Annotated in this window: 18 protein-coding genes; 7 read left to right on the top strand and 11 right to left on the bottom strand. The window is 63.5% G+C overall.

Translation table 11 applies throughout. The features are described 5' to 3' along the window. The first annotated feature begins 19 nt into the window (after positions 1 to 19). Complete coding sequence (locus ACQ4WS_RS15480; protein ID WP_436477623.1) at positions 20 to 1,063, top strand: histone deacetylase family protein; 1,044 nt, start codon at positions 20 to 22, stop codon at positions 1,061 to 1,063. Between the two features lie 81 nt (positions 1,064 to 1,144). Here ACQ4WS_RS15480 and ACQ4WS_RS15475 read toward each other — a convergent pair whose 3' ends face one another. Together ACQ4WS_RS15475 and ACQ4WS_RS15470 are read right to left on the bottom strand one after the other, a co-directional pair. Then, complete coding sequence (locus ACQ4WS_RS15475; protein WP_436477621.1) at positions 1,145 to 1,927, bottom strand: LytR/AlgR family response regulator transcription factor; 783 nt, start codon at positions 1,925 to 1,927, stop codon at positions 1,145 to 1,147. Further along, positions 1,914 to 3,179: a histidine kinase gene (locus ACQ4WS_RS15470; protein ID WP_436477619.1), complete on the bottom strand. Its 1,266-nt coding sequence runs from the start codon at positions 3,177 to 3,179 to the stop codon at positions 1,914 to 1,916. The genes ACQ4WS_RS15475 and ACQ4WS_RS15470 overlap by 14 nt, the downstream gene beginning before the upstream one ends. A gap of 282 nt (positions 3,180 to 3,461) precedes the next feature. Here ACQ4WS_RS15470 and ACQ4WS_RS15465 point away from each other — a divergent pair, with 282 nt between their 5' ends. The 3 genes from ACQ4WS_RS15465 (at position 3,462) to ACQ4WS_RS15455 (ending at position 5,158) form a co-directional block, all read left to right on the top strand. Next, positions 3,462 to 3,887, top strand: a complete 426-nt coding sequence (locus tag ACQ4WS_RS15465) for an organic hydroperoxide resistance protein (protein ID WP_035823589.1) — start codon at positions 3,462 to 3,464, stop codon at positions 3,885 to 3,887. A 126-nt stretch (positions 3,888 to 4,013) separates the two neighbouring features. Continuing rightward, the gene (locus ACQ4WS_RS15460) at positions 4,014 to 4,490 is read left to right on the top strand and encodes a GNAT family N-acetyltransferase (RefSeq protein ID WP_436477616.1); all 477 of its coding nucleotides are present in this window, start codon (positions 4,014 to 4,016) and stop codon (positions 4,488 to 4,490) included. After that, complete coding sequence (locus ACQ4WS_RS15455) at positions 4,487 to 5,158, top strand: Dph6-related ATP pyrophosphatase (protein WP_436477614.1); 672 nt, start codon at positions 4,487 to 4,489, stop codon at positions 5,156 to 5,158. The genes ACQ4WS_RS15460 and ACQ4WS_RS15455 overlap by 4 nt, the downstream gene beginning before the upstream one ends. A gap of 72 nt (positions 5,159 to 5,230) precedes the next feature. Here ACQ4WS_RS15455 and ACQ4WS_RS15450 read toward each other — a convergent pair whose 3' ends face one another. Then, positions 5,231 to 5,695 carry an FKBP-type peptidyl-prolyl cis-trans isomerase gene (locus ACQ4WS_RS15450; RefSeq protein ID WP_436477612.1) on the bottom strand — a complete coding sequence of 155 codons (465 nt, stop codon included), beginning with the start codon at positions 5,693 to 5,695 and terminating at the stop codon, positions 5,231 to 5,233. A gap of 147 nt (positions 5,696 to 5,842) precedes the next feature. Beyond that, positions 5,843 to 7,720, bottom strand: a complete 1,878-nt coding sequence (locus ACQ4WS_RS15445; protein ID WP_436477610.1) for a potassium transporter Kup — start codon at positions 7,718 to 7,720, stop codon at positions 5,843 to 5,845. Between the two features lie 238 nt (positions 7,721 to 7,958). Between ACQ4WS_RS15445 and rarD the strand changes: the two genes are divergently transcribed. Both rarD and ettA read left to right on the top strand, forming a co-directional pair. Beyond that, complete coding sequence (gene rarD / locus ACQ4WS_RS15440; RefSeq protein ID WP_436477608.1) at positions 7,959 to 8,843, top strand: EamA family transporter RarD; 885 nt, start codon at positions 7,959 to 7,961, stop codon at positions 8,841 to 8,843. A gap of 96 nt (positions 8,844 to 8,939) precedes the next feature. Further along, positions 8,940 to 10,610 (top strand): energy-dependent translational throttle protein EttA, encoded by a 1,671-nt coding sequence (gene ettA, locus ACQ4WS_RS15435; protein ID WP_436477606.1) that lies wholly within the window; start codon positions 8,940 to 8,942, stop codon positions 10,608 to 10,610. A 73-nt stretch (positions 10,611 to 10,683) separates the two neighbouring features. Here the strand turns inward: ettA and ACQ4WS_RS15430 are convergent, their stop codons facing one another. Continuing rightward, positions 10,684 to 11,265 carry a porin family protein gene (locus ACQ4WS_RS15430; RefSeq protein ID WP_436477604.1) on the bottom strand — a complete coding sequence of 194 codons (582 nt, stop codon included), beginning with the start codon at positions 11,263 to 11,265 and terminating at the stop codon, positions 10,684 to 10,686. 223 nt (positions 11,266 to 11,488) lie between these two features. Here ACQ4WS_RS15430 and ACQ4WS_RS15425 point away from each other — a divergent pair, with 223 nt between their 5' ends. After that, positions 11,489 to 12,070 (top strand): putative pterin-binding protein, encoded by a 582-nt coding sequence (locus ACQ4WS_RS15425; protein WP_436477602.1) that lies wholly within the window; start codon positions 11,489 to 11,491, stop codon positions 12,068 to 12,070. Between the two features lie 143 nt (positions 12,071 to 12,213). Here ACQ4WS_RS15425 and ACQ4WS_RS15420 read toward each other — a convergent pair whose 3' ends face one another. From ACQ4WS_RS15420 to ACQ4WS_RS15395, 6 genes are all read right to left on the bottom strand, one after another. Beyond that, positions 12,214 to 12,576 (bottom strand): hypothetical protein, encoded by a 363-nt coding sequence (locus tag ACQ4WS_RS15420; RefSeq protein ID WP_436477600.1) that lies wholly within the window; start codon positions 12,574 to 12,576, stop codon positions 12,214 to 12,216. 550 nt (positions 12,577 to 13,126) lie between these two features. Continuing rightward, the gene (locus ACQ4WS_RS15415; protein ID WP_436477598.1) at positions 13,127 to 13,969 is read right to left on the bottom strand and encodes a Rossmann-like and DUF2520 domain-containing protein; all 843 of its coding nucleotides are present in this window, start codon (positions 13,967 to 13,969) and stop codon (positions 13,127 to 13,129) included. A gap of 9 nt (positions 13,970 to 13,978) precedes the next feature. After that, complete coding sequence (locus tag ACQ4WS_RS15410; protein ID WP_436477596.1) at positions 13,979 to 14,566, bottom strand: DUF924 family protein; 588 nt, start codon at positions 14,564 to 14,566, stop codon at positions 13,979 to 13,981. A gap of 5 nt (positions 14,567 to 14,571) precedes the next feature. Next, entirely contained in the window at positions 14,572 to 15,312 is a 741-nt protein-coding gene (locus ACQ4WS_RS15405; protein WP_436477594.1) for an MgtC/SapB family protein, read from the bottom strand. Next, positions 15,313 to 15,567, bottom strand: coding sequence for a hypothetical protein (locus ACQ4WS_RS15400; protein ID WP_077398459.1), 255 nt, complete (start codon positions 15,565 to 15,567; stop codon positions 15,313 to 15,315). It lies immediately after the preceding gene. Next, positions 15,567 to 17,390: an aminopeptidase P family protein gene (locus ACQ4WS_RS15395; RefSeq protein WP_436477591.1), complete on the bottom strand. Its 1,824-nt coding sequence runs from the start codon at positions 17,388 to 17,390 to the stop codon at positions 15,567 to 15,569. The genes ACQ4WS_RS15400 and ACQ4WS_RS15395 overlap by 1 nt, the downstream gene beginning before the upstream one ends. Positions 17,391 to 17,396 lie beyond the last annotated feature (6 nt).

Below are 17,396 nucleotides of genomic sequence, written 5' to 3'. Positions count from 1 at the left end.
CCTTGCGCAAAACGCCCCGATGCTGACCTTCTATAATGAATTGCACAGCCAGCACCGGGGCCGCTTCGAGCTGTTTCGCGGCACCATGGTGCCCTGCTTCGAGACACCGGAGCGGGCCGACATGGTGGTGGCCGAGCTGGGACGGCGCAACCTGGGCCGCATCGTCACGCCGCACGGCGTGCCGCTGACCTCCTTAGAGCGCATCCACACGCCCCGTTACCTGCATTTTTTGCGGCATGCCTGGCACGAGTGGCTGGCACTTGACCCCGCCAATGCGGACAAGGACGCGCTGCCCTCCGTCTGGCCCGTGCGCACCTTGCGCAGCGATATCGAACCGGACGACTTCACGGCCAAGCTGGGGCTGTACTCGATGGACAATGGCACGCCGCTGACGGCCGGCACGTGGACGGCGGCCAAGACGGGCGCCGACTGCGCCGTCAACGCGGCCCACGCGCTGCGCCTGGGCGAGCGGGCCACGTTTGCCCTGACGCGCCCGCCGGGCCACCACGCGGGCAGCGATTTCTTTGGCGGCTACTGTTTTCTCAATAACGCGGCCCTGGCCGCGCAGCACCTGCTTGATGACGGCGCCCGCAAGGTCGCCATCCTCGATATCGATTACCACCACGGCAACGGCACCCAAAGCATCTTTTACCAGCGCGACGACGTGCTGTTCACCTCCCTGCACGCCGACCCGCGCGGCGAATACCCGTTTTATCTGGGCCACGCCGATGAAACGGGCAGCGGCGCGGGGCTCGGCTACAACGTCAACCTGCCGCTGCCGGCCGGCACGTCCACGGCCAGCTGGTTCGCCGCGCTGGAAACGGCCTGCCTGCGCATCAATATGTACGCGCCCGACGCGCTGGTGGTGTCGCTCGGTGTGGATACTTTCGTCGGCGACCCGCTGTCGCACTTCGCCCTGCAAAGCGGCGACTACCTGCGCGTGGGCGAGCGCCTGGCGCATCTGAACTTGCCCACCGCCTTCATCCTCGAAGGCGGCTATGCGGTCAAGGAGCTGGGTATCAATGTCGTCAATGTGCTTGAAGGTTTTGAGACGGCGGAGTAATTCTGGGGTCAGACCCCCGTCCACGTTGACGGTGAGCCTGGCGTTAGCGGTGTTGAGGGTCTGACCCCGGCTTTAGCAGCTCTACATATTCCGGAACAGCGCCATGAACGGCTGGCTCACAGCCAGCGTTTCCGGCCGCGTTTTCAGGCGCAGGGCGCCGCGTCCCACCTCGTCGCGCGTGACCGACGCCACCATCTTCATGTTGACGATGGTGGAGCGGTGGATCTGCTTGAAAATGGCCGGGTCGAGCACGTCGAGCAGTTCGCGGATCGGCTTGCGCAGCAGCGCCTCGCCGTCCGCCGTCATGACGGCCGTGTACTTGGTGTCGGACTGAAAATAAGCGATGTCTTCCACCATGATCAAACGGGTATCCTTGCCGCTGCTGGCCGTCAGCCACACCAGCGGCGGCGACTTGGCGGCCGCCGGCAAAACGCTACTCAATTGCTGCAGCAGGCCGGCCAGCGCGCCGTCGCCCGCCCGGGTCTTGCCGGCCCGTGCCTGCACCCGCTGCAAGGTCGCTTGCAGGCGTTCGCGGGCGATGGGTTTCAATAAGTAATCGACGGCGCCCTTGTCGAAGGCATCGATCGCGTACTGGTCGTAGGCGGTGACGAACACCACCTGCGTGGCGGGACTCGCTTCGAGCGCGCCGGCTGCCACTTCCAGCCCCGTCAAGCCCGGCATGCGGATATCCAGGAAGGCGATATCGGGCTTGCGCGTGGCGATGGCGTCGAGCGCCGTGCCGCCGTCGTCACAGGCGGCGGCGATGCGCAAGTTGGGCCACTCTTCGGCCAGCAGGGCCACCAGCGCATCGCGCAGCAGGGTTTCGTCTTCGGCGATGACGCAGCTCATCTCAGGCTGATGCATACGACACTCCTTGCGCCGTGCTGTCAGGCACCGTGATGGTGGCCGTCACGCCATCGGGGAAATTGGCGAGGATGGAAAACGACGCGGTCGCGCCATAGGTCAGGCGCAGGCGTTCGCGCACATTGCGCAAGCCGATGCCCGTGCCGGCGCCGTCGTCGCTGAAGCCCTTGCCGTCGTCGGCCACCGTGACGATCACCGTGCCATCGCCGCTGCGCGCCATGATCCAGATGGTGCCGCCGCCGCTCTTCGGCTCCAGGCCGTGCTTGATGGCGTTTTCCACCAGGGTTTGCAGCATCATCGGCGGCAGCTCCGCCTGGCGCAGGTATTGCGGCACTTCGATCTGCAGGTTCAGGCGTGCGCCCATGCGGATTTTCAGGATATCGAGGTAGGCGCGCGCCCGTTCCAGTTCCGTGCCCAGGGTCGACATGGCTTGCTCCGTGCGCGGCAGCGAATGGCGCAGATACAAAATCAGGTTGCCCAGCATCTCGTCGGCGCGCGCCGGGTCGCTGCGCGTGAGCAACTGCGCGCTGGCCAGGGTGTTGTACAGAAAGTGCGGCTCGACCTGCGCGTGCAGCAGGCTCAGTTTGGCCACCGTGAGTTCCTTTTCCGTCACCGTCTGGCGCGCCTCGGCCTGCTCGCCGCGGCGGCGCTGCGCCACCCGGCGCGTCATCGCCCGCGTCACCGCTTCCGCGTTTTCCAGGTTGCTGCCATGGTCGACGAGAAACCAGTCGGTCCAGGCATTGCGTGCCGGTTCGCAGATCAGCGTCACGCTGCCCGCCTCGCCATTCGGCGTGACGGTGGCGAGGATCTGGTTCGGCCGTGGCTCGAGGAAACCCAGCATGCGCATGCGGGGCAAGCCCGTATGCGTGTAGGGCGCCGCGCGGCGCACGCGGGCCTGCACCTGCAAGCTGTCGCGCGCGCTTTCGACCACTTCGCTGCCCGGCAGTTCGCGAATGGCCGCGTCGATCATGTCGAACGCCTCGCCCGCCTCGAACGGAATCTCGATCTGGCGCCGCTGGCGGCTCGACAGGGTGCTGGGATTGACGGCGCCGGCGATCAGGCGCACGCGCCGCACGTGCGAAAACGCATTCGTGATGACGGCGCTGGCCAGCAGTGCGCCGACGATGACAAAGAAGCCTTCCGTCTGCCCGAAGATATAGCGCAGGAAATTCTCGACCAGGATCGCCGTGGCGATGATGTACGTGACCATCGTGGCCAGGGTGATGCGCAGGATAAAGAAAAGGCTAGTCATGATTTTTCCTTGGGTGTGAAGTGGGCCCAGCATAACCATAGCCCCCGGCGACGGTGGCCATTATGCGATGGAAGCCCACTAGTGGCGACAAAGGCATCAAAATAAAGCACCAATTCGCGCCGCCCCGAAATAAAATAGCTTGCAATTAAATAGCGAACGATATATATTGCACACATGGACGCCGCACTCGCTTCTTCAGACGGGCATCCTGGGGCAGCAGCCCACGAAACAAGTAGTGCACTATTTAGTAGTCAACTATTTATCCATTTAAAGGAAACCATCATGTCGATCAAACAAGTCCTGTACCGCGCGCAAGCTACCGCCACCGGAGGCCGCGAAGGCCGTGCCGTCTCGTCCGACAATGTGCTGGACGTCAAGCTGACCACGCCAAAAGAACTGGGCGGCAATGGCGCCGTCGGCACCAATCCGGAACAACTGTTCGCTGCCGGCTACTCGGCCTGCTTCATCGGCGCCATGAAATTCGTCGGCGGCCGCGACAAGATCGCCCTGCCAGCGGATCTGTCCATCGAAGGCAACGTCGGCATTGGCGCCATCGACACGGGCTTCGGCATCGAAGTGGAACTGAAAATTTCGCTGCCAGGCATGGAACGCGCCGCCGCCGAAGCGCTGGTCGCCGCCGCCCACATCGTGTGCCCGTACTCGAACGCCACGCGCGGCAACATCGACGTCACCTTGACGATCGTCTGAGCGCACCTGTCATAGCTTGCTGCGCATCGCGCTTTGATCAAAACCGCACTGCCATGAAGGCAGCGCGGTTTTTTTTCACGTGTGCCTTTAGAATGGCGCTCTTTTCCTGATTTTTCCGGAGTACGCATGATCGCCTGGCAATGGAACACCTTCGACGAACTCGGCCCCCACGATTTGTACCAGGTGCTGGCCTTGCGCCAGCGCGTGTTCGTCATCGAACAGCAGTGCATTTACCCGGACCTCGATGGCCATGACCAGCCAGCCATGCATCTGCTGGGCTGGCAAACGGTCGACGGCCAGCGCCGGCTGGCCGCGTATCTGAGGGTGCTGGCGCCCGGCGCCAAGTATGTGGAAATGTCGCTGGGCCGCGTGCTGACGGCGCCCGAGGCGCGCACCACGGGCGCCGGCAAACAGCTATTAACGGAAGGCATCGCGCGCGCCGAACGCCAGCACCCTGGCCACGCCATCCGCATCGGCGCGCAGCAGTACCTGGAGCGCTTCTATCAGTCCTTCGGCTTTGTCACCGTCAGCGCGCCCTACGACGAAGACGGCATACAGCACGTCGACATGCTGCGCGCGGTGCCGCCGGGAGCGGCGGCATGACGACGGCCCTCATTTCCTGGAGTGGCGGCAAGGATTCCTGCCTGGCCCTGTGGCGCGCACGCAACGCCGGCACGAGCGTGCCGCTATTGATCACGGCCATGGATGAAGATGGCCGCAAATCACGCTCGCACGGCGTGCCGCCTGAGCTGCTCGAGGCGCAAGCGGCCAGCCTGGGCGCGCGCCTGCAGCGCTATCACGCCAGCTGGGCCAGCTACGAGGAAAAATTCATCGCCATGCTGCGCGCGGCGAAAGACGAAGGCATCGCCCATGCGATCTTTGGCGACATCGACTTGCAGCCGCACCGCGACTGGGAAGAAAAAGTCTGCGCCGCTGCCGGTCTGACGGCCCACCTGCCGCTGTGGGGCGAAGCGCGGCGCGCGCTGGTCGATGAATTCCTTGCCGCCGGCTTCAAGGCCATCGTCGTGTGCATCAATGGCCAGCACCTGCCGCGCGAATTTTGCGGGCGCGAGTTCGACGCCGCCTTTTTGGCCGACCTGCCGCCCGGCGTCGACGCCTGCGGCGAAAACGGCGAATTCCATACCTTCGTCTACGACGGCCCCGCCTTCAGCGCCCCCGTGGCGCTGCGCCGCACACAGGTGCTGCAATATGACGCACCGGCCGATCTGGGCGGCGCCACGTATTACTTCCAGGAACTGGCGCCAGCCTGAAGGGGACAGGGCCCGCAAAGCAAAAAGGGCGATTCCGTGGAATCGCCCTTGGTCACTACGCCTTGCGCATGCTTACTTTTTTTTCGTCACGCCAACCAGCTTGACTTCAAACAGCAAGCCAGCGTAGCCAGGAATCTTCGGCGCGCTGCCAGCCTTGCCATAACCCAGGTCATACGGAATGGCCAGAGTGCGCGTGCCACCGACCTGCATGCCGACCAGGCCGCGGTCCCAGCCCAGGATGACCTGGCCGATGCCCAGGACGAAGGTAAAACCGGCGCCCGCCGGGCTTGCATCGAACTGCGCGCCTTTGTTGCCCGGCTTGCTTGCGTCATACAACCAGCCCGTGTAAAGCACGGTCAGGGTATCGCCAGCTGCCGCTGCCGTGCCGGTGCCGACCACCGGATTGCTAATGACCAGTTCTTTCACTTGCGTATTCGGGTCGAGCACGACCGGCTTTTCCGTGTTGGCAGCGGCGCCGCAAGCGGTCAGGGCCACGGCGCAAGCGAGCGTGGCGATCAATTGAAATACCGATTTCATCGTTTCCCTTTAAATATTGATGTGTGACTGAGGCCGTACGGTGCGGACCGGTACGGGCTGCAGTTTAACAGGAGTCGCCCGCCCAATTTGTAAGCAGTCGTAAGCAAGCCGTTAAATTTATGCGTAAAAGCAACATTGCTACAATATCTATATTTCCACTTGCGTGCCCAGTTCGATCACCCGGTTGCTCGGGATCTGATAATAATCGGCCGCCGTGCGTGCATTGCGCGACATGGTGACGAACAGGTGTTCACGCCACGGCATCATGCCGGCACCCGGCGTCGAAATGATGGTCTGGCGCGCGATGAAGAACGACGTTTCCATCATCTCGAAATCCAGTCCCTGCTGGGCGCACTGCGACAGTGCCGCCGGAATGTCCGGTTCATCCTTGAAGCCGTAATGCACATTGACCTGGTAGCACTGGTGGCCCAGGTCCACCACGCGCACGTGCTCGGAAGGCGCCACCCACGGCTCTTCATGCATGAAGACGGTCAGGAAGATCACCCGTTCATGCAACACTTTGTTGTGCAGCAAGTTATGCAGCAGCGCATGCGGCACGCCATCCGTTTCGCCGCGCAGGAAGATGGCCGTGCCGGGCACGCGCAGCGGCGGTGCGATGAACAGCGACGAGAGGAAATCGTTAAGCGGAATCGCATGCTTTTCCAGGTTCTGGAACACCAGTTGGCGGCCCCGCTTCCAGGTCAGCATGACGATGAACAAAATCGAGCCCAGCAACAGCGGGAACCAGCCGCCATGGAACAGTTTCAGCGCCGTCGCCGACACCAGGTTGACGTCGATGATCAGGAAAAAGCCCGTGGCGGCCCAGCACAGGGCCAGGTTCATCTTCCAGCGGTAACGGATCACGAAGAAGGTCAGGATCGTGGTCGACAGCATGGTCGCCGTCACCGCGATGCCGTAGGCGGCGGCCAGGTTTTCCGAGGAACCGAAGCCGATGACAGCCAGCAGCACCACGGCCAGTTGCAGCCAGTTCACGGCGGGTATGTAGATCTGCCCGATTTCGCTTTCCGACGTGTGGCGCACGCGCATGCGCGGCAAAAAGCCCAGCGCGATCGCTTGCTTGGTCATCGAGAAGGTGCCGGAAATGGTCGCCTGCGAGGCGATCACGGTGGCCATGGTCGACAAGATCACCAGCGGATACACGCTCCATGCGCCCAGCTGCTGGTAAAACGGATTCGAAACGGCTTCCGGATGCGCCAGCAGCAAGCCGCCCTGGCCCAGGTAGTTCAGCGCCAGTGCGGGAAAGGCAATCAGGAACCAGGCCAGGCGGATCGGTTTCTTGCCGAAGTGGCCCATGTCGGCGTACAGCGCCTCGGCGCCCGTCAGCGCCAGCACCACGGCGCCCAGGGCGACGAAGGCGACAAAGCCGTTATTCATCAGGAAGGTCGCCGCGTGCAGGGGATTGAGTGCGGCCAGGATCGCCGGCGACTTGATGATGTTGACCACGCCCATGCCGGCCAGCGCGGCAAACCACAGCACCATGATGGGGGCAAAATAGCGGCCGATGCCGGCCGTGCCGTGCGACTGCACCGAGTACAGCGCCACCAGCACCACGATCGTCAGCGGCACCACATAGGGACTGAAGGCGGGTGTGGCCACTTCCAGGCCTTCGATCGCCGACAGCACGGAAATGGCCGGCGTGATCACGCTGTCGCCATAGAACAGAGTGGCGCCGAAGACGCCGATCACCATCAGCGGGAAATGCCAGCGCGACAGGCGGCTGACGGACGACAGCACCAGCGCCATCAGGGCCATGATGCCGCCTTCGCCGCGGTTGTCGGCACGCAACACCAGGGTCACGTACTTGAGCGAAACGATCAGGGTCAGGCCCCAGAAAATCAGCGAGACGATACCCAGCAGGTTCTCATGCGAGAGCAGCAGGCCGTGGGCCGGGTCGAAGACGGTCTTCAGGGTGTACAGCGGACTGGTGCCGATATCGCCGTAGACGATGCCCACGGCCGCCAGTGTCAGGCCGGCAAGGCCGCTTTTTTTATGTTCCGACGTCAAGGTTGCACCCGTTTTTGTTTTGTTGCATCGCACAATATGATAGGTATTAGCAAATAGCAAGAGTATTTTTGCATGGTTATGCACCTGCCCCAAAGTCGTGGTTTTGTGCCGTTCCGCCTTGCTGCGCGGGCTTGCGGCCATTGATTTGTTGCCATTCTACCCCTCGCCAGCGGCGCCGGGCAGCCCCCGATGTTTTCAGCCATAATGACAGACTGTCTACTCTCCAGCGAAGCCCGTCATGAATCCAGGCATGCTCTACGCCTCCCTCGCCTTTCTGTGCTGGGGCCTGTTCCCCCTGTACTTCCATGCCATCGGCGAGATCGCGCCGCAGGAAATCCTGGCGCACCGCATGGTCTGGTCGCTGTTGTTCCTGGGTATCGTGCTGACCGTGCGCCGGCAGTGGAGCTGGCTGGGCAGCCTGAAAGCCCAGCCCAGGGTAGTGGCCAGCTTCGTCGCCAGTGCGTTTTTGCTGTCTGCCAACTGGTTCATCTACATCTGGGCCGTCAACAACGGCCACGTGGTCGACGCCAGCCTCGGCTACTTTATCACCCCCCTGATCAATGTCATGCTGGGCTTTTTGCTCTTGCACGAGCGCCTGCGCCGCCTGCAGTGGCTGGCCATCGGCCTGGCCGCCTGCGGCGTGGCCTGGCTCACCTGGCAGGCAGGGCAGGTGCCCTGGATCGCCCTGCTGCTGGCGGCCACCTTCGGCGGCTATGGTTTGCTGCGCAAGACGGCCGCGCTGGGCGCGCTGGAGGGCCTGTCGTTTGAAACATTGATTCTGTTCCCTCTGGCGCTGGCCTATATGCTGTGGCTGAGCTGGCATGGCCAGAGCGGCTTCGTCAATACAGATTCCACCGCCACGCGCGTGCTGCTGCTGGCGTCCGGCCCCATCACGGCCATTCCCCTGCTGCTGTTTGCCGCCGGCGCGCGCCGCCTGCCGCTGGCCGTGTTGGGGCTATTGCAATACATCGCCCCCACGGGCCAGCTCTTGATCGGCGTGTGGGTCTTCCACGAATCGTTCACGCCCGAGCGCATGCTGGGCTTCCTCGTCATCTGGACGGCGCTGGGCCTGTATGCGGCCGAGGGGCTGTGGAACAGCCGCCGCGCGCGCGCCACCGCCTAGTCTTGCCTTCGCTTCCGTTTCCGCAGCGCGCAGCGCTGGCCGGAAGCGGGCGTTTACCGTATCCTGTCCGTCTTTGTATATCACCCGAGATTTCTAATGGCAAATTACGTCTACACCATGAATCGCGTGGGCAAAATCGTCCCGCCCAAGCGCCAGATTCTGAAAGATATTTCCCTCTCCTTCTTCCCGGGCGCCAAGATCGGCGTGCTGGGCCTGAACGGCTCCGGCAAATCGACCCTGCTGAAAATCATGGCAGGCATCGACACCGACATCCAGGGCGAAGCCGTGCCGATGCCGGGCCTGAACATCGGCTACCTGCCGCAGGAACCGCAGCTGGACCCGGAAAAGACCGTGCGCCAGGAAGTGGAATCGGGCCTGGGCGAAGTGTTTGAAGCGCAAGCCAAGCTGGAAGCCGTGTACGCCGCATATGCCGAGGAAGACGCCGATTTCGACGCCCTGGCCACGGAACAGGCACGCCTGGAAGCGATCATCTCGACCTCCGACGGCGGCAATCTGAATTTGCAGCTGGAAATGGCCGCCGACGCGCTGCGCCTGCCGCCATGGGACGCCAAGGTCGGCGTGCTGTCCGGCGGTGAAAAGCGCCGCGTGGCGCTGTGCAAGCTGCTGCTGTCGAAACCGGACATGCTGCTGCTCGACGAACCGACCAACCATCTGGATGCGGAATCGGTCGACTGGCTGGAACAATTCCTGCTGCGCTTCCCCGGCACCGTGGTGGCCATCACCCATGACCGTTACTTCCTCGACAACGCAGCCGAGTGGATCCTGGAACTGGACCGCGGCAGCGGCATTCCATGGAAAGGCAATTACTCGACCTGGCTGGAGCAGAAGCAAGCCCGCCTGAAGCAGGAGGAAGCAACGGAATCGGCGCGTCAGAAGGCGCTGCAGAAGGAATTGGAATGGTCGCGCCAGAACCCGAAAGCGCGCCAGGCCAAGTCGAAAGCCCGCCTGGCCCGCTTCAACGAGCTGTCCGAGCACGAATACCAGAAACGCAATGAAACGCAGGAAATCTTCATTCCCGTGGCCGAACGCCTGGGCAATGAGGTCATCGAGTTCAAGAACGTGTCGAAAGCGTTCGGCGACCGCCTGCTGATCGACGACCTGAGCTTCACGATCCCGGCCGGCGCCATCGTCGGCATCATCGGCCCCAACGGCGCCGGCAAGTCGACCCTGTTCAAGATGATCACGGGCCAGGAACAACCGGACAGCGGAGAAGTGGCCATCGGCCAGACGGCGCGCGTCTCCATCGTCGACCAGAACCGCGGCGACTCGCTGTCGGACAGCAAGACCGTCTTCCAGGATGTGTGCGGCGGTGCCGACATGCTGACCGTGGGCCGCTTCGAAATGCCATCGCGCGCCTATCTGGGCCGTTTCAACTTCAAGGGCGGCGACCAGCAAAAAATCGTCGGCAACCTGTCCGGTGGTGAACGTGGCCGTTTGCACCTGGCAAAAACCTTGCTGGCAGGCGGCAACGTCCTGCTGCTCGATGAGCCGTCGAACGATCTGGACGTGGAAACCTTGCGCGCGCTGGAAGACGCCCTGCTGGAATTTGCCGGCAGCGTGATGGTCATTTCCCATGATCGCTGGTTCCTCGACCGTATCGCCACGCACATCCTGGCCTTCGAAGGCAACTCGCAGGTCACCTTCTTTGACGGCAACTATCAGGAATACGAAGCGGACAAGAAGAAACGCCTGGGTGAAGAAGGCGCGAAGCCGAAACGTATTCGCTACAAGCCGCTCACGACGTAAGTTTCACGTCGGATAATGCAAAAAGGCAGTTACCTCGCGGTAACTGCCTTTTTTTCAGCCTACTTCTAAACCATTAGAAGTTGTAGCGTGCGCCTAAAGCGAGGCCCGTAGCCTTGCGGCCCTGGTCGGCGCTCTTGCCGAAGTGTTCCACTTCCGCCGTCAGCGAGACTTTCTCGTTGATCGCGTACTGGGCGCCGACGGAAGCATACACGCCCGTCTTGTCGTTGCCGCTGATGCCGGTCGACAGGCCCGTGCCGCTCAAGCTGTTCTTGACCTTGGCCACACCGAGCTTGCCGAATACGCCGACCTTGTCGCTCACGGGCATGGTGGCCTTGCCGGCCAGATAGTAGCCGTGCGAATCGCTTTTCACGGAACCTTTGCCGGCGCCAGTGACATAGCTGTAATCCTTGCTGCCGAAATCGGCGTAGCCGCCCTCGACCGCCCAGGTTTTATCAAAATCATAACCAGCGAAGATCTTGGCGCCGGCCTTGTAGCCGCTGTGATTATCGGCGCTAGTGGCGCCAGGAATATCGAAGTTATAACGGTTGCCCGTGACGCCGGCACCCACATAGGCGCCTTCGGCGTGTGCGGCGCTCATGCCGGTGAATGCGGTAACGGAAGCGATCATTGCAAACAGGATTTTCTTCTTCATCATGTTCTCTCTCTCAATTAGTTGACTTGCCTGGATTCGCAGTTCAGCGAAGTGCGATGAGGACACAATAACAGCCGAAAAAAGCTACGTCTTTCTCCATTCCGTAAGAACTGTGACAAGATGTAAGCTGACATTGCAAACTGACAATAACAGTAAAATGCGTACTGTTAAGCGAACTTAAGATAGACTTAAGGACATTGGCGATTTCAGCCAAGAGGAGAAGTGCATGCATAAACGCCAGTTTCTCGCCGCCGCCATGACCGGCGCGGCCCTGCCCGCCATAGGCAGGGCGGCGCCCGCCGGCCTGCGCGGTCCGGCCCTGCTGACCATCACGGGCAGCATAGCCAAGCCGAACCGGGGCCCGTTCGACGCCGTGCGCGACCAGATGATGCACAAGCAAAAGATCAGTTTTGAGCGGGCGCGGGCATTCGACTTTGCGGCGCTGGCGAACTTGCCGGCGCGCACCATCCACCCCACCCTGGAATACGATGGCAAGGCGCATGCCCTGCGCGGGCCGCTGCTGGTCGATGTATTGAAGGCGGCGGGCGCGCCCGAGGAAGATGCCGTGCGGCTACTGCTGCGCGCCGTGGATGGCTATGCGGCGGCGCTGAGCATGGCGCAGGCGCGCGCGCAGCGTTTTATTGTCGCCACCCACCTGGACGGGCAAGCGATGGCGCTAGGCGGCCTGGGGCCCCTGTGGGCAATCCACGATGCGGACCGCATCGCGGCCGTGGCGGCCCTGCCCCTGGCCGAACGTTTCGCCAGCTGCCCGTGGGCGCTGTATCACATCGGCGTGGAGACGGGTTGACGCTACTTAAAACGCCAAACAAAACCGTAGCGAGCGGAAGGGAGAGGTGGCTAAGAAGCGCAACCGTACTTCAGTACGGGGGCGCCGAGCCGGTAAGCATCGCAGGCCGCCTATACCGACGCGCAGTAGGTTTTGATAGGCGTTTAGGCGTAGGCTTCGGCCATCGACATGACGCGGGGCGCGATGGTGATGCCATGCTCCTCGAACAGGGCCGTGATGGCTGCCAGGTTGTGCGCGCACTCCTCGGTTTTCCAGCCCTTGAAGATATCCGTGCCATCCTTCTGAAAATGCAAGTCCAGCACTTTGCCCGCATCCTTGTGCAGGTAGGGCGAACTATAGGTATTCTCGAAGCCGAGCGCCTTCAATTGCCCCAGCAAAGCCAGCGGTGGATGGTCGGGATCGGTGGCGAGGAAAACGCCGAAGGTCTTGCCCGGTGGTTTGGCGGCGATGTCGACCTCATAGATGCCGGGGGCCTTGCTGACAGACGTACTCTTTAAAAATAACATGCAACACTCCCTGCGCGTAATGTCCCGCGCCTGAAACGGACGGCAAGACAGGGGCGATGCGCAATGATTCCCCTCGTCAAATCTTATTGCTAATTTGCATCTTTGTCGACAAATCGACACTTTTATTTGGTAAGTCGTGGTTATCTTGTCGCGTACACCAGCGTAAATTATCAATAAAGCCAGTTATCATTGCACCAATAACCGCCCTGCTGCATACTTTTGGCTTGCGTCACGATAGCCTTCCCACCGGCCACTCCTCGCCTCCATCGTCTTCTGTCGATCAAGTACCGCCTGCTCATCCTCCTGCCCTGATCCTGGGGGCCGGCTTCATGGCCACCAGCCTGGCCAAAGCGGTGGAAGTGGCGGAAAGCCTGCGCGCCGCCGTCGAGGAGCACGATTTCGTCCTGCCCGCGCCGCAGCTCCCCGTGACGGTCAGCCTGGGCGTGGCAGAGTACCGGCCAGAGGAAAGCGAATCGGCCTTCTTTTCGCGCCGACAGCGCGCTGTACCAGGCAAAACAGCAGGGACGCAACGGCGTGCACGCCGCCTGAGTCATCCGCCGCGCTTGCGCCTGGCCAGATCTTGCGTGGGCGCCACCAGCGCGCGGTACAACTCGCCCGTGGCGGCATCCCAGCTTTGCACGGCCAGCTGCTGGCGTTGCACGGTGGCCGAATCGCCCCGCGCGATGGGGCCGGACAGCGCAGGCGCGGCGCCCAGGCGGAATACATTGGCCACCGCTTCCGTCACCAGAGGCTGCGCCAGTTCGCGCGCCACCAGCTCGGGAATGCCGGCCGCCTGATAGGCGCGCAAGGCGGCATCGAGCACGGTCACCAGGTAATTGCTGGCGAAGACGGCAGCGGCGTGATACAGGGTCTTGCCGGCCGGATCGATGGGCACGGGGCGAGCGCCGATGGCATTCAAGGCCGGCGTGAGGAAAGCCAGCGCCAGCGCATCGCCTTCGACGCCGCAAAACGTGCCGTCAAAGGTGGCGGCCACCTGCTGCGGGTCGGCAAAGCTGCGGATCGGGTGCGCGCTGGCGACAAAAGCGCCGGCCTGCGTGGCCGCCAGCAGCACGTTCGAGGCCAGCGCGCCGCTGCAGTGGAACACGATGGCGCCCGCCTGGCGTCCCTCGGCCACCAGCGCCGAGCAGGCCGGGCCGATCTGGTCGTCGGAGACGGCCAGCATGGTGACGTCGGCGCGCCGCAAGGCCGCATAGCTGTCGACGGGGGTGCCGGCGCCGATGAAATCGACGGCCGCCTGCGCCGACGCCATCGAACGGGTCAGCACATCCTGCACCAGGATTTTTCCGCCATGCGTGCCGTCCACGCCGGCGAACAAGCGACCCAGCACGCGGCCCACATGGCCGGCGCCGATGATATTCAGGGTGACGTTCATGGTATTTCTCTAGAAACTCGATCCCGGCTGGCGCAGGAATTCCAGCTCTTGCGGCGTGGAAGCGCGGCCCAGGATAGCGTTGCGGTGCGGGAAGCGGCCAAAACGGGCGATCACTTCCTGGTGCCGCTCGGCATAATCGAGCATGCCGTCAAAACCGGGTTGCGCCTGCGACAGCAGCTGGAACAGCTCGACGGCGCGCGCCTGCATGGCCAGGTCTTCCGCGTGTTCGAACGGCAGGTAGGCGAAGGCGCGCAACATCGGCGGCAGCTGCCGGTCCTGCCCTGCGTGCGTCAAGCCGACGGCCAGCGCCAGCGCCCAGGCGTCGCCGGCAAACGCGCGCGGCGTGCCGCGATATACATTGCGCGTGAATTGATCGAGCACGATGAGGCGCGCCAGCGCGCCGTGCGGCGTGGCGTCCCATTCGCGCAAGCCGCCCTCGATGGCGGCATCGATCAGCGCGCCGAAACGCGCGCGTATCTGCGCGTCGAAAGCGTCATCCTTGCGGAACCATTCCATGCGCGACTGGCCATAATCAGGGTTATCCGGCGGCAGAAACCAGAAATCGAGTACCTCTTGGGCCTGTGCATCCATGTCCATCCTTTTCAGTTGCGTGCGTGCGACAGCTGGAAGCCGGCGATGCCTTCGAAAGCGGCCAGTTCGGCCGACATGGCCGACAGGCTGGCGCCCGTGTTCTTGCCATGCGCGATGGCGACAAAACGCCATTCCTGCATGCCTTCGCTGCTGCCGATGGTCAGCGAGCCACCGGCGATGTCGTAGCCGCGCGTGGCCGCCATGCGGCGCAGCGCATCTTCGCGCGGGATGAAACCCTGGCGGAAGCGCATGGTGATGGCCACCGCGTGGCGTGACGGCAGCCAGTTCTCCAATTTTGACAGAAAAATCATCGCCATCGCGCACAGGAAGGCCAGGCCCATGGCCGACAGATAAAAGCCGATGCCGACCATGATGCCGATCACGGACGAGGCCCAGATCGAGGCGGCCGTCGTCAGGCCGCTGATATTGAAGCCCTCGCGCATGATGACGCCGGCGCCCAGGAAACCCACACCCGTGACGATGCCCTGAATGACGCGCGTGGGGTCGCTGCCGACGATGGCGCCATGGCCGCCGTACCAGAACTCGGGATAGCCGCCCAGCACCGTCAGCGCGGCCGACGCCATGCACACGAGGCTGTAGGTGCGCATGCCCGCCGCGCGCCCGTGATACGAACGCTCGTACCCCACCAACAAGCCCAGCAGCAGCGCGCCCAGCAGGTTCAGCAGGATCACGCCATTCGTCGCCAGCTCGGCCGGCGACCAGTAGGCGCGCAGGAAGTCGATGGTCGGCATTTAATCCTGGGGCTTTTTGGTCAGCTGCTTTTCAAACGCCACATCGAGCTTGCTGACGCGGCGCGCCTTTTGCGGTCCCAGGCCATTCACGAAGGCGACGAAGGCGTCCAGTTCCAGCGGCGGGCACAAAGGCGGCAAGCCGGGGCCTTCCGTGAGAAAGAATAGTTCATCGCCCGTGCGCGCCATCGTGTAGAGGCGGTGGCCGGTGCGTTCCTTGAGCCGCTCGATGGCGGACGTGGCACGGGTCGAGCGCATCAGATGGCTCCCGTGCGCTGTTCCAGCCACGCCAGCGCAGGCGCATCGGCCAGCGCGGCCAGGTGCGGCGCCAGGCGCGCGCGCACGGTGGCGTGATAGTCGTTCAGCCAGGCCGCCTCGTCGTCGCGCAACAGCGAGCGTTCCACGCAGCGCGTGTCGATCGGGCACAGGGTCAGGGTTTCAAAGCGCAGGAAGTCACCGAACTGCGAGGACGCGGCGGGGACGTTGAGCACCAGGTTCTCGATGCGGATGCCCCACTGGCCGGGGCGGTAGATGCCCGGTTCGATGGACGTGATCATGCCTGTCTCCATGGCTGTCTGTGGCTCCGGCATGGTCGACTGGGAAATCGATTGCGGCCCTTCGTGGACGTTGAGGAAAAAACCCACGCCGTGGCCCGTGCCATGGCCGAAGTCGATGCCCTCGGCCCACAGCGGCGCGCGGGCGATGGAGTCGAGCATGGGCGACTTCACGCCGCGCGGGAACTGCGCGCGCGACAGGGCGATCATGCTGCGCAAGACCAGGGTGAAATCGCGCTTGTGCTCGGCAGTGATCGTGCCGACGGGGACCACCCGCGTGATATCCGTGGTACCGCCAAAATACTGGCCGCCCGAGTCGATCAGCAGCAAGCCGTCGCCGGTGATCGTCGCTGCCGAATCAGCATGGGCGTGGTAATGCATGATGGCGCCATGCGCATTGAAGCCGGCGATGGTGCCGAAACTGGGGCTGACAAAACCGGCGCGGCGGGCGCGGGCGGCCGTCAGGTGTTCGTCGACGCCGATTTCCGTCAACGGTGCCCGCTGCGGGTCGGCCAGGGTGGCGTCCAGCCAGCTGAAAAACTCGCACAGGGCGGCGCCATCCTGCTCCATGGCGGCGCGCACGTGCGCCGCTTCGGCATCCGTCTTGCGCGACTTGGCCAGGGTGGTCGGGTTGATGGCTTCGATCACGCGCACGCCCTCGGACACGGCCTGGCGCGTGCCGAAGGTGATGCGGCGCGGGTCCAGCAGCAAGGTCACGCCGGCAGGCAAAGCGGCCAGCGCAGCCGCTGTGCGGTCATACGTGGCCACGTCCACGCCCTGGGCTTCCAGGGTGGCGCGCAGGGTGGCGGGCAGCTTGCCATCGGCGACAAACAGGGTGGCGCGCTCGGGGCTCACCAGCGCATGCGCGAGGAAGACGGGGTTGTAGTTGACGTCGGCGCCACGCAGGTTGAACAGCCAGGCGATATCGTCGAGGGTGGAAATCACATGGTGACTGGCGCCGTGCGCCGCCATGCTGGCGCGCAGGGCCGCCAGTTTTTCCATGCGCGACAGCGATGGATACGCGGCCGCATGCTCGACCACAGGCGCGGCGGGCATGGCCGGGCGATCCGGCCAGACGGCTTGCAGCACATCGGTGTCCGTGCGCAGGGTCACTTGCGCGCCCAGCGCCTGCTGCAGCAAGCGCGCATTGGCCAGGCCCAGCACGGCGCCATCGACGGCCACCGTCTGCCCCGGCTGCATGGTCTCGCCCAGCCAGTCGATATACAGCACGCTGGCGCCGGACGGGATTTTCTTCAGGACGATGCCGCTGCCGGCCAGTTCGTCTTCCGCCTGTTCCCAGTAGCGGCCATCGGTCCACACGCCGGCAAAATCCTGCGTCACGACCAGGGTGCCGACCGACCCCGTAAAGCCCGACAGCCACTCGCGGCCCTGCCAGCGGGCCGGCAGGTACTCGGACAAATGCGGGTCGGCCGAGGGCACGATGCAGGCATCGATGTGCTGCGCGCGCATGGCGCTGCGCAGTTGCGCCAAACGGGAGGCGGGAGTGGCTTGATCAGGTGTCTGCATGGGGAC

This window comes from Janthinobacterium leeuwenhoeki (assembly GCF_051380795.1).
In the GTDB taxonomy this organism is placed as follows: domain Bacteria; phylum Pseudomonadota; class Gammaproteobacteria; order Burkholderiales; family Burkholderiaceae_D; genus Janthinobacterium.
Note: the sequence above shows the minus strand (reverse complement) of the source record. Positions and strands in the feature narration are given on the sequence as shown.